This is a genomic window from Bacillus sp. JZ105 (assembly GCF_053903125.1).
The window spans coordinates 3518620-3531169 of record NZ_CP096387.1 but is presented as its reverse complement, the minus strand read 5'-3'; the positions used below and the strand labels follow the sequence as shown (position 1 = coordinate 3531169).

Here is a 12550-nt window from a genome sequence, read left to right as displayed (position 1 = left end):
AATTAGTCTCAATATGCGTTAGAAAATCTAACAATTAAATGTGTGAAGATATCTACAAGGAGGCAGATGCGACATGTTGACCTTAGATCGAGCAGCACAAACAGCACAAAGCTACATCCACCGTGTGTTAGAAGAGGTGGAAAAACGAAATCCCGGAGAAGAGGAATTCCAGCAAGCCGTAAAAGAAATTCTGGAATCACTCGTCCCAGTTTTTGCAAAGCATCCAGAGTATGAAAAACAAGGCATTTTAGAACGGCTCATTGAGCCCGAGCGGCTTGTGGTATTTCGAGTGCCATGGGTAGACGATGAGGGCAAAGTACAAGTCAATCGAGGATTTAGGGTTCAATTCAATAGTGCCATCGGTCCTTATAAAGGAGGCATTCGCTTTCATCCAACCGTTAATGCAAGCATTATCAAATTTTTAGGGTTTGAACAAATCTTTAAAAATGCACTGACTGGTATGCCGATTGGCGGAGGGAAAGGCGGATCGGATTTTGATCCTAAAGGGAAGTCTGATGGAGAAATCATGCGTTTCGTTCAAAGTTTTATGAGTGAACTCGGCCGGTATATTGGACCTGATCAAGATGTGCCAGCAGGTGATATTGGTGTAGGAGCACGCGAAATTGGCTATATGTTCGGACAGTACAAGAAAATGCGCGGTGCTTATGAAGCGGGTGTACTCACGGGGAAAAGCCCTGGATTCGGAGGCAGCTTAGCGAGAAAAGAGGCAACAGGCTACGGACTGGTGTACTTCATGGAGGAAATGCTGAAAGCACATGGGCTTCAATTTGAAGGACGTTCCGTTGTTGTGTCGGGCTCAGGAAATGTGTCTATTTATGCAATGGAAAAGGTAATCGAATTAGGCGGTAAGGTTGTGGCTTGCAGTGATTCAAGCGGAGCGATTTATGATCCTCAAGGGATTTCGCTTGAGACGATCAAGCAGCTCAAGGAAGTCGAGAATCAGCGGATTGGGGCATACATAGACATTCACCCGCATGCTGAATTAATTGAAGATTGCGAACAGATTTGGTCCGTTCCTTGTGATATTGCGCTGCCATGTGCAACACAAAATGAAATATCAGAGGCACATGCACAGCAGCTTGTGGCAAATGGTGTCATCGCTGTAGGAGAAGGTGCCAATATGCCATCCACTCTTAAGGCGGTCAAAGTATTTGAAGAGAATCGTATTTTGTTTGCGCCGGCAAAAGCGGCCAATGCTGGCGGAGTAGGTGTATCAGCATTGGAAATGGCACAAAACAGTGCAAGAATATCTTGGACATTTGAAGAAGTAGATGCTCAGCTGAAACAAATGATGCAGTCTATTTATCGTCAGTGTATAGAGACAGCAGATGAATATGGACACTCAGGAAACATCATGGTTGGAGCAAATATTGCAGGATTTCGTAAGGTGGCAGATGCCATGATCGCACAAGGCGTGATTTAACTCCTGCTCTCCCGCACCTGTTTATTTCATGACAAGATGGGGAATCGTCCTTTAAGAATGACAATAAGGAGGCGCGGGAGAAATGAAAAAATGGCTGAAACAAATTGTCAAATGGGCACCTGTGATTTATCCAGTGGTGAGAAAAATATATAAAGAGCGAAAAGCATCTAAACGTCGTAACGTATCAGCCGGATAATCCGGCTTTTTTTATGCAAACATCCAGATCCTGTATTGTAAGAAAAAATAATAGAATCGAATGATCCATAGGACATTAGATATGGTAGTTGTATAAATAGGGGCATTTGTCATATAAATGAGTTGGCAATTTTTATTTCTTTTCAGTAGAATATGAGTAATGAAGAGAACTGCAAGCGCTTACAACCTGTCCAGACAAAGCAGATTCTCCACCCCTACATAAGGAGGCCGATCTGATGCTGAGTAAAAGACTGGCGCACATCTTAAGTCAGCTCATGGCAGCTGAGACCCCGCTCACAAGCGCTGCACTTTCTGCCAGTTTACAAGTGACAAGCCGCACCATTCGTACAGACATAAAGGAATTGAACGACCGTCTTGCCCCTTATCAAGCAGCAGTAACCGCTGTTAGAGGTGCTGGTTATGAGCTGTTGATCAACGATGAGAATGCCTTTCGCCGTTTTATGAAGGAGGAGGTCGAGCAGGAAGAGCCGCTTGCTGTGCTGCCAGAGGAGCGTGTTCGGTTTATTTTAAAAAGGCTTCTTTTGGCAGAATCCTATGTGAAGCTGGAGGATTTACAGGAGCAGCTGTTTATTAGTAAATCAACGATGAGCAACGATGTGAAATCGGTCAAACGTAAGCTGGAGCCCTTTGATCTGAAGCTGGAAGCGAAGCCGGGCAAAGGCTGCCGAATCAAGGGATCAGAGATGAAAATCCGTTATTGTATGTCAGAATATTTATTCAATGAACGTCGTTCTTATCAAACCTTGCTGAACACAGCTGTTACCATTTTACCAAAGCATGAACTCGAATTGATTCAGAAAACAATGATCAATTATATCAATGAGGAAGGTATGAATCTATCAGACATTTGCATGAATAATTTAATCGTTCATGTCGCCATTGCCTGCAAACGAATTAGACACGGAAACTATGTTTCTGTTCTTCCAGAGGAAATCAGCGAAATTCCGCGGGCAAAGGAATATCAGGTCGCTAAAAAAATGGTGGAGCGTCTTGAAGGGCTGCTGGATGTCTCATTTCCACAAGAGGAAATCGTCTATATCACCATTCATTTGCTAGGAACAGCCAAAATGGTACACTCCTTTTCCTCGAGCGGTCAAAAACAAATTGTCGATGATGACACGAGCCGGCTTGTACAGCTTATGCTGAAGGCCATTGATCAAAAACTGCAGCTTGATTTAGCCGGTGATACGGAACTAATGATTGGATTGAGTCTGCACTTAAAGCCTGCCATCAACCGATGTAAATATGGAATGAACTTAAGAAATCCGATGCTTGATGAAATAAAAGCGGGGTATCCCCTTGCTTTTGAAGCGGGGATTATCGCCAGCAGGGTCCTTGAAGAAGAGGAGGGGCTGAGTATTCATGAGAATGAAATCGGATATATGGCGCTTCATTTTGGTGCGGCTTTAGAGCGGAGGAAAATGGAGATCCCGCCGAAGCAGTGTCTCATTGTCTGTGCGTCTGGTGCAGGGAGTGCAAGGCTGCTGCAGGATCGTTTGCGGTCACAATTTGGGTCAAAGCTGACCATTTTAGGAACAGCAGAGCTATATTCGCTTCCGCATGTCTCTTTGCATGCCCTGGATTTGATTATTACAACGATCCCAATTCATATGAATTTACCGGTTCCAGTCATTCAAGTGAACACCATTTTGGGAGGCGGTGATTTTTTAAAAATTGAAGAAGCCCTGACGAGTGAAACAAGGGTGACATTGGCCTCTCAATATATGAAAAAGGAATTGGTTTTTACAAAACGAGCTTTTCACACAAAGGAAGAGGTCATCACCTTTTTAACGCAAAAAGTCATCGATATGGGCTTAGCGCCAGCTGAGCTCACACCATCTGTCATGGAAAGAGAAGAGGCCGCCCCTACCTCTTTTGGACATTATACAGCGATTCCGCACCCGATGACGCCGCTGACAGATGAGACGTTTTGGGCAATATGTACATTAGAAAAACCAATCATTTGGGGAGAGAAAAAGGTTCAATTTGTCTGTCTGCTTTGTGTCGAAAAAGAGAATGCCAAAGATTTAAAAGGCATGTACCGCCTGCTGGGGGAGCTTGTGCATAATGTGAAATTCATTCAGTATCTGATCGCCTGTGATACATTTGAAGACATGCTTGAAATCATGTATAAAAAGGCTCCTTCGTACAAGAACTAACTGTGTGATATTAACTTTTTCCGCTTCCTAAAGGAAAAAGTATGGGTGTTTATGAAAGCGGTTTCATAATATGATGAATGTGTAAAGAATAGCTTCACACTTTGAAAAGGGGGCGTTTACACATGAACATCTTATTGGTTTGCGCAGCAGGTATGTCTACAAGCTTACTTGTCACAAAAATGGAGAAAAGCGCACAAGAACAAGGAAAAGAATATCGTATTTGGGCAGTATCAGGAGATTCTGCGAAAAATCATATTGATCAAGCCGATGTGCTTTTACTAGGACCCCAGGTTCGATATTTATTACCACAAATGAAAAAGCTCGGAGAAGAAAAAGGAATCCCAGTAGACGTGATTAATACTGTGCATTATGGCGTATGTAATGGCGCTGAGGTTTTAAAATCTGCTGAACAGTTAGTGAACGGATAAAGGGGGCGGAGGGGATGAAGAATGGATTCAACCGATTTCTAGAAGAGAAGGTCATGCCGTTTGCAGGGAAGATTGCCGCTCAAAGACATTTACAAGCATTGCGTGACGGAATTGTTTTAACCATGCCTCTCATTATTGTCGGTTCACTGTTTCTCATTTTAGCCAACCTTCCGATCCCAGGATACAGTGATTTTATGGCAAGTATCTTCGGAGCAGAATGGGCCACGAAACTATCCTATCCTGTGAATGCAACCTTTGACATTATGGCACTTGTTGCAACCTTCGGGATTGCTTACAGGCTTGCTGAAAAGTATGCCGTTGATGCACTATCATCTGGTGCGATCGCTGTTGCGGCTTTCCTTTTGGCTACACCATATCAAGTACCTTTCACACCTGAAGGCTCAACAGAAGCTATCCTAGTAGGCGGGGGAATTCCTATCACACTGATGGGCAGTAAAGGTTTATTCGTTGCCATGATTATTGCCATGCTTTCAACCGAAATTTACCGCTTCATTGTACAGCGGAACATCGTTATTAAAATGCCTGATGGTGTACCGCCAGCAGTCAGTAAATCGTTTATTGCACTTATTCCAGGTTTTGTGGTCATCACACTGATCTGGGTCGCTAGACTTGTGATTGAGATGACACCTTTTGAGAGTATTCATAATATCATCACGGTCTTAATTGGCACACCGCTATCAATTCTTGGTGGCAGCTTAGGCGGCAGTATCGTCGCGATGGGTGTGCAAATGCTCCTCTGGGCATGTGGTATTCACGGAGCAACCATTGTCGGCGGCGTCATGGGGCCAATTTGGCTCGGTGCAATGGATGAGAACCGTCTTGCATTCCAAGCAGGAGAAGTGCTGCCGAATATTTTCACAGCGCAGTTCTTTGAAATCTTCATTAACGTCGGCGGAAGCGGCGCAACGCTTGCTTTGGTGCTGAGCATGATCTTACGTGCCAGAAGTAAACAAATGAAACAGCTTGGCCGCCTTGCCATTGGGCCAGCCATCTTTAACATCAACGAACCGATCATTTTTGGAATGCCGATTGTCATGAACCCAATGCTTCTCATTCCATTTATCCTTACGCCAATCATGATGATCATCACCACATATATCGGAATGAGCACAGGGCTTGTGGCAAAACCGGCCGGGATTGCTGTCCCATGGACCATGCCGCCAATCATTTCAGGCTATCTCGCCACAGGAGGTAAAATCTCTGGTGCTGTCATGCAGCTGATTAACCTTGCGCTGTCATTTGCTCTATACTACCCATTCTTTAGAATGTGGGATAAGCAGAAATTGAAAGAAGAAAGTGAGCTAGAAACAAAAGCATCAACTGATGAAAATGTCGTCAGCATGTAATAGAGGGAACAAGGGGGATGCGGCCGATGGAAATGGAACAAATTGTGTTTCAACTCATCCTGCACGGCGGAAATGGCAGAAGCTCCGCGATGGAGGCCATTACATGTGCAAAACAAGGTAATTTTGATGAGGCGAAGCTAAAATTGCAGGACGCACAAGACGCGTTAAATGAGGCGCATCACGCACAGACAGAGCTGATCCAAGGAGAAATCAGGGGCGAAAAGACGGATATTAGCCTCTTAATGATTCATGCGCAGGATCATCTTATGAACGCAATGACCGTCAAGGAGCTCGCAGCAGAAATCATCGAACTCCATGAAAAAATGAAGCAACTCGGAGGTGTCAATTCATGAAAGAAGGAATCAAAATTGTCACAATAGGCGGTGGATCGAGTTATACGCCTGAGCTCGTCGAAGGGTTTATTAAACGATATCAAGAATTGCCTGTAAAAGAATTATGGCTTGTGGATATTGAAGCGGGTCAGGAAAAGTTAAACATCGTAGGCGCTCTGGCGAAACGTATGGTTGAAAAAGCGGGTCTGCCGATTGAGGTACACCTGACTCTTGACCGCCGGGAAGCCTTGAAGGACGCAGATTTTGTGACGACACAATTTCGTGTAGGACTGCTGGAAGCACGGGCAAAGGATGAGAGAATACCGCTTAAATACGGCGTCATCGGTCAGGAAACGAACGGACCAGGCGGTTTATTTAAAGGCCTTCGGACCATCCCGGTCATTTTAGACATTGTGAAGGATATGGAAGAGCTTTGTCCAGACGCATGGCTTGTGAACTTTACAAATCCAGCCGGTATGGTCACAGAAGCTGTTTTACGCTACACGAATCTAAAAAAAGTAGTCGGCCTATGCAATGTGCCGATTGGGATCAAAATGGGGATTGCCAAAGCGCTTGATGTGGACGTTGAACGCATCGAGGTACAGTTTGCCGGTCTCAATCACATGGTCTATGGATTAGACGTATATTTAGACGGGGTCAGCATTATGGATCAAGTGCTTGATGAGCTAGGAAATCCGAACAGCCAGTGGTCCATGAGAAACATTGAAGCGAAAAACTGGGAGCCTTCTTTTGTGAAAGGATTAGGGGTCATCCCATGTCCGTATCACCGCTATTACTATAAAACGAAAGATATGCTGGAAGAAGAGCAAAAGGCGGCTCAAGAGAAAGGAACACGAGCAGAGGTTGTACAGCAGGTCGAGCAGGAGTTATTTGAGCTTTATAAAGATCCTGATTTGTCGATTAAACCACCGCAGCTCGAAAAAAGAGGCGGGGCCTATTACAGCGATGCGGCTTGTAACTTAATCAGCTCCATCTATAATGATAAGCACGACATTCAACCAGTCAATACAGTGAACAGAGGGGCGATTGCCAGCATTCCGGCTGAATCAGCGGTTGAAGTAAACTGTATCATTACAAAGGACGGACCAAAACCAATCGCGATAGGTGATCTGCCTGTAGCAGTAAGAGGACTCGTTCAACAAATCAAATCATTCGAGCGTGTGGCAGCAGAAGCGGCTGTGACTGGAGATTACGAGACAGCTCTTGTGGCAATGACCATCAACCCGCTCGTCCCATCTGACGACATTGCAAAGCAAATTTTAGACGAAATGCTCGAAGCGCATCGTGAGCATTTACCGCAATTCTTCAAATCAGTCAAAGCTTAACACATAATGGCCCCTTTAATGGGGTCATTTTTTATGATTGCCCCATATGGAAACTGGAGAAAGAAGTGTATGATTAGAAAAAACAGCATGTATGGTTTCAAAGAAAGGACTGTTGGAATATGGTTGCAATTGGTTTAATGTTTTACGGGTTTGTCGTACAGCCTGTCATGAGTTATGGTACAGTGATCTTGTTTTTGTATGGTCTTATTGCTTCATTTGTTGGCCTCATTCGGCATAAAGAATATGTGTGGATCTATGTTCTCCGCCTGCTCGTTTGTTTTACCATTCCAGTCACTAACCTGTTGATGTATTTCGCAACGATTGGAGGAGATGCAAGAAAATTTGATTTCCAGCCAATGCCGCTTGTTTATTATCTTGTCTTTATCTTAGAAATCATCATCATCTTTTTGCCAGAGATCTTTTTACTGATCGAAAGAAAGCGGAGCATCAAATGGAAACAGTGGATATACACAGGGGCGATTGTTGGGGTGTCGGTCTTGTTTTGGTGCACGATTTGATGGGAAGCAGGTCAACTAAGTCTATTTCGCCTTTTGTTTCTGTAACTTCTTTCGTCTGACCTTCACAAAAGTAATGGAAAGAGCAAGGATAGAAAGCTCAAGCGCCTTAAATAGAAACCGGGTGAGGAACGGTGAATCGTCGAAACCAGTAGCGACGATCATCGGGTCCGATGCAGATCCCAAAGAATGCTAGTAGATAAGTAAAAAACATACCATCACTCTCCTTATTCATGTGTATTTACCATTATAAGGGATGAAGGAAAGGTAAATAAACAAAAAAGAACCCTTCATGATTGAAAGGTTCTTTTACATGCTTATGCTTGTTTGACGACTGAGCCAACTTCAACTGTCCAGCCGAAGATGTCTGGCTGTGTCCCTTTTTGGATGCCAGTAATGGCTTCATACAATTTCTTGGATACTTCGCCTGTTTGACCATTTTGGATCACATATGGCTGATCATGATAAATTAATTCCCCGACAGGAGAGATCACGGCCGCTGTTCCGGTCCCGAAAATTTCTTCGAGCTCGCCAGATTGATGTGCTTCAATTAACTCATTAATTGAAATTTTGCGCTCTGTTACTGGAATTCCCCAATGCTTTAACAGCTCAATTACCGAGTTACGTGTGATGCCTTCTAAAATGCTGCCGTTCAATTCAGGCGTCACGATTTCTCCATTGATTTTAAAGAAGATATTCATGCTGCCGACTTCTTCAATGTATTTCTTCTCGATCCCATCAAGCCAAAGAACTTGTGAAAATCCTTTCGTTTCAGCAACTTGCTGTGCTTTAAGGCTTGAGGCATAGTTTCCAGCTGTTTTGGCATTTCCTGTTCCACCCTTAACGGCGCGGACAAACTCATTTTCAACTGCAATTTTGACCGGATGAATGCCTTCTTTATAGTATGATCCCACTGGAGATAAGATAATGAGCAGCTTATACGTACTAGACGGTGCAACGCCTAAATACGGCTCAGTGGAAATAATGAATGGACGAATATACAAGGAAGTGCCCTCTGCATCAGGTACCCAATCCTTATCAATACGAATGAGTTCATTTAAGCCCTCTAATACTGTTTCTGTATCAATTTGCGGAATACACAGGCGGTCATTGGATCTGTTTAAGCGCTCCATGTTTTTTTCCGGACGGAATAAGAGAATTTTTTGATCCTCAGAAACATAAGCTTTCAAGCCTTCAAAAACAGATTGACCATAATGGTAAACCATCGAAGCTGGGTCCATTGGAATGGCCTGATAAGGGATAATTCTTGGATCGTACCAGCCTTTATCAACTGAATAATCCATCACAAACATGTGATCTGTGAAGATTTTTCCGAATTCAAGTTGATCAGATTGAGGTTTTGGTTTTTTTGTTGAACTAAGTTCAACGCGGATGGGTTGTTTTGGCATTGTAAATCTCCTTGCTGTTTGATTATTTGAAAATTCTAATAATATGAAATAATTATGATTCTATTCTATACCTTCACAAAATATTAGCAATAGGTTTTCTGGAATTCAGACAAGAAAAATCTGTTAAAGCGCTTTCCTACTCTCTGCTGTCAGTTTCCCTCCTGTCACCCCTTTTTAAAAAAGAAATAAAATCCTAATGCATTATTAACTGATTAATCTGACAATTTAAAAACGTGTGGTTTTCCTGTAAGATATTCTTTCAACCATACACCTTTTGACTAGTACATTGCAAGGGACATCATCATATTTTAATCCTCTTTTTTTTAACCGATAAAGGAAGAAGAGAAGAGAAAGGAGCAACAACAAGATGAAACGAGCGATACCAGGTATTTTACTCATTTTATTCATGACCATGATCAGCTTCGGCTGTCAGGCGATGACAGATGAGGCTGGCGCTAAGCAAAGCACAGCCTATTACGTAGCGGTAAACGGAAGCGACAAAAACCCGGGAACAAAGCAAAAACCTTTCCGCACGCTGAAAAAAGCAGCAAGTATGGCGAAGGCTGGGACAACCATTTACATGAGAGGCGGTACATACAAAGAAAAATTGATGGTCCGCCATTCAGGAACAAAGAAAGCACCCGTTGTCTTTCAAGCTTACGGAAAAGAAAAACCTGTGATTAGCGGGGCTTCCCTTAAAGGAAATCAAGCCGATGGAGGTCTTGTCACGATCGACCAAAAGAGCTACATCACCCTCAAAGGCTTGACTGTAGGACATCTTAAGACGAATAAAGAAGATTTGACACCAGTTGGTATTTTCATCAAAGGAAGCGGCAAAGGCGTTAAACTGCTTAATAACCGAGTGTATGACATTCAGACGAAACATAAAAATGGAAATGCACATGGAATTGCTGTCTATGGGACAAAAGCTCCTGCAGCGATTGAAGACATTGAAATCAAAGGAAATACTGTTGAAAAACTAAAACTGGGCTTCAGTGAAGCGCTTGTGCTAAATGGAAACGTCAAAAAGTTCCGTGTGACACATAACACGATCCGGCACACTGATAATATTGGCATTGATTTAATTGGTTTTGAGAACGTAGCACCCTCTAAAAAGTATGATCAAGTGAGAAATGGTGTCGTCTCTAAAAACAAAGTATATGAGATTACGAGTGCAGGGAACCCAGCCTATGGCAGCGACATCTCCGCTGGCGGAATTTATGTTGATGGCGGAAAAGACATTGTGATCGATCATAACATCTCACATCACAATGATCTGGGGATTGAAGTCACAAGCGAACATAAAGGGAAAATGGCGGACCGCATCCGCATCGAACACAATCAAGTATATTTAAACCGTTATACAGGCATTTCTATTGGCGGCTATGATAAGAAGCGGGGCGGTACAACCAATACGACGATTTCACATAATATTTTGTACAAAAATGACACAGCCGGCTTAGAAGGCGGTCAATTGCTAATGCAGTATCAAGCAGTGAACAATCGAATCACGAATAATATCATGTCAGCTAGTGCCTCGCATTACTTGGTCGTGAATCTTTATCAAGTGAACCAAAAGAATACCTTCCAGAAGAACGTTTATGATGACCGCAAAGGTGCGAAAGCATCACAGTGGATTTGGCGCGGGAAATGGTTGGAAGGCTACAAAACGTATCTCTCTAAAAGCGGTCAAGATAAAGGATCAGCACATCTCAACCCACAATTTGTGAATGAGAAAAAATATGATTTCCGTCTGAAGAAATCATCACCTGCGAAGAAAATCATCGGAAGCTGATGTTATTTTAGAAATTTTCAAAAAAGTCATTGACATTGATGTGACATCACATTAAAGTAAAGAAGACATTTCAACGAAAACAAATTTCATAACGGATCTCTTATCAAGAGAGGCAGAGGGACTGGCCCTATGACGCCCAGCAACCGTTTCTATTTTAGAAATTGGTGCTAATTCCTGCAAAGCTGTTACAGCTTTGACAGATAAGAGAGGAAGACTTCCCGATACATGTTTCATGCAGCGGTGATCAAGCCTCTCTTTCCAAGAGAGGCTTTTCTTCGTCTCTTTTTCGAATCAAATGCCTGTTTTACAGGCGTATTTCCACTTTTTTACCTAGTTTTCCGATGTGAAAAATCAAAACAACTCGAGGAGGAACAGCAATGAAACGTAAGCATTTTACATCATTTCTTGTCTTATTAACGGCATTGACCGTCCTATTAACTGGATGCGGCACCGGATCAAGTGCAGGCTCAAAGGCAAATACGAACGAAAAGGTGTCCTTTGACAATGTACCGAAGCGATTTGCAAAGGGTCAGGGAGCAAAAATTAAAGTCATCCGCAAAATTGGAGGAGACGATCATACGGCTCAATTTTTAGCTGGGACCAAGGCGGAAGGTGAAGCACTCGGCTTTACGGTAGATGTCTACACCGCAAATGGTGATACAGCGAAATTCCATGATGCCATCTCTCAGACGCTGGAAGAAAATTATGATGGCTTTATCATCTCTCACGGGGACGACGAGGCGACAGTCGCTGATGTGAAAAAGATCACAGCGAAAGGCATTCCAGTTGTAGCATTTGATTCGAATCCTAAGCTGAAGGACATCAAAGGGGTCACAGTGACGTCTCAAGATGACGAACAATTAGCCAAAAAATCATTAGATGCGCTCGTGTCTGATTTTAAAGGAAAAGCAAATATTGCGTACCTCTGGGTAGATGGATTCCCGCCAATGGTGAGACGAAACAAGGTCTATCAAGAAACGCTTAAACAACATTCAGGGATCAAGGAGCTTGACCGCTTTGGTATTGCCTCCTCTGATACGTCTGTTCAAACGCAAAATGCAGTAGCGGCCATGCTGAATAAGTATCCAAAGGGCAAGCTGGACGCTATTTTTGCCACATGGGATGCCTTTGCCATTGGGGCAGCAAGAGCGTTAAAGGAAGCAGGAAGAACAGAAGTGAAGATTTATGGGATTGATGTGTCAAATGCGGATCTTCAAGAAATGACAGCGAAGGACAGTCCGTGGAAGTACACAGCAGCGGTTGATCCGAAGCTCATCGGTGCAGTCGACGTGAGGATTCTTGCGAAGAAAATAGCTGGTGAGAAAACACCATCTTCCTATGACCTTGAGGCCTCTCTCATTTCTCAAAAGCAGCTTCAGCAAGCAGGAAAAGCCATTAACATGGTTAATCTTGCAGACGAAGTGAAGGGATTCGGTTCATCGACTGCTTTTGAGGAAGATTGGATGAAGACCTTGAAGAAGCATTATACAAAATAAGTGACGTGCACTCTCTTTTCATAGAGGGTGTTTCGTTTTTCAG

At 43.3% G+C, this 12550-nt stretch carries 11 protein-coding genes and 1 riboswitch; of the genes, 10 read left to right on the top strand and 1 reads right to left on the bottom strand.

What is annotated here, in order from left to right:
* Positions 1–73: 73 nt before the first annotated feature.
* From gdhA to M1D81_RS18170, 8 genes are all read left to right on the top strand, one after another.
* On the top strand, positions 74–1444 hold the full coding sequence (gene gdhA / locus M1D81_RS18205) for an NADP-specific glutamate dehydrogenase (RefSeq protein ID WP_456266110.1): 1371 nt from the start codon (positions 74–76) through the stop codon (positions 1442–1444).
* Positions 1445–1526: 82 nt separating this feature from the next.
* Positions 1527–1640 carry a hypothetical protein gene (locus M1D81_RS18200; protein ID WP_223250414.1) on the top strand — a complete coding sequence of 38 codons (114 nt, stop codon included), beginning with the start codon at positions 1527–1529 and terminating at the stop codon, positions 1638–1640.
* A gap of 235 nt (positions 1641–1875) precedes the next feature.
* Positions 1876–3819 (top strand): BglG family transcription antiterminator, encoded by a 1944-nt coding sequence (locus M1D81_RS18195; RefSeq protein WP_456266111.1) that lies wholly within the window; start codon positions 1876–1878, stop codon positions 3817–3819.
* Positions 3820–3941: 122 nt separating this feature from the next.
* The gene (locus M1D81_RS18190; RefSeq protein WP_024423869.1) at positions 3942–4247 is read left to right on the top strand and encodes a PTS sugar transporter subunit IIB; all 306 of its coding nucleotides are present in this window, start codon (positions 3942–3944) and stop codon (positions 4245–4247) included.
* Between the two features lie 14 nt (positions 4248–4261).
* Positions 4262–5614 carry a PTS cellobiose transporter subunit IIC gene (gene celB / locus M1D81_RS18185; protein ID WP_456266112.1) on the top strand — a complete coding sequence of 451 codons (1353 nt, stop codon included), beginning with the start codon at positions 4262–4264 and terminating at the stop codon, positions 5612–5614.
* A 26-nt stretch (positions 5615–5640) separates the two neighbouring features.
* Positions 5641–5967 carry a PTS lactose/cellobiose transporter subunit IIA gene (locus M1D81_RS18180; protein WP_456266113.1) on the top strand — a complete coding sequence of 109 codons (327 nt, stop codon included), beginning with the start codon at positions 5641–5643 and terminating at the stop codon, positions 5965–5967.
* Positions 5964–7292, top strand: coding sequence for a 6-phospho-beta-glucosidase (locus M1D81_RS18175; RefSeq protein WP_456266114.1), 1329 nt, complete (start codon positions 5964–5966; stop codon positions 7290–7292). The genes M1D81_RS18180 and M1D81_RS18175 overlap by 4 nt, the downstream gene beginning before the upstream one ends.
* A 119-nt stretch (positions 7293–7411) precedes the next feature.
* Positions 7412–7810: a hypothetical protein gene (locus M1D81_RS18170; protein WP_456266115.1), complete on the top strand. Its 399-nt coding sequence runs from the start codon at positions 7412–7414 to the stop codon at positions 7808–7810.
* A 314-nt stretch (positions 7811–8124) separates the two neighbouring features.
* On the opposite strand, the gene M1D81_RS18165 is transcribed toward M1D81_RS18170, so the two are convergent.
* Positions 8125–9216 (bottom strand): branched-chain amino acid aminotransferase, encoded by a 1092-nt coding sequence (locus M1D81_RS18165; protein ID WP_456266116.1) that lies wholly within the window; start codon positions 9214–9216, stop codon positions 8125–8127.
* Between the two features lie 367 nt (positions 9217–9583).
* On the opposite strand from M1D81_RS18165, the gene M1D81_RS18160 reads away from it, so the two are divergent.
* Both M1D81_RS18160 and M1D81_RS18155 read left to right on the top strand, forming a co-directional pair.
* A complete protein-coding gene (locus M1D81_RS18160; protein ID WP_456266117.1) occupies positions 9584–11011 on the top strand; it encodes a right-handed parallel beta-helix repeat-containing protein in 1428 nt (475 codons plus the stop codon).
* Between the two features lie 97 nt (positions 11012–11108).
* Positions 11109–11218: riboswitch (SAM riboswitch) on the top strand.
* A gap of 170 nt (positions 11219–11388) precedes the next feature.
* Positions 11389–12507 (top strand): sugar ABC transporter substrate-binding protein, encoded by a 1119-nt coding sequence (locus M1D81_RS18155; RefSeq protein ID WP_456266118.1) that lies wholly within the window; start codon positions 11389–11391, stop codon positions 12505–12507.
* Positions 12508–12550: the final 43 nt, after the last annotated feature.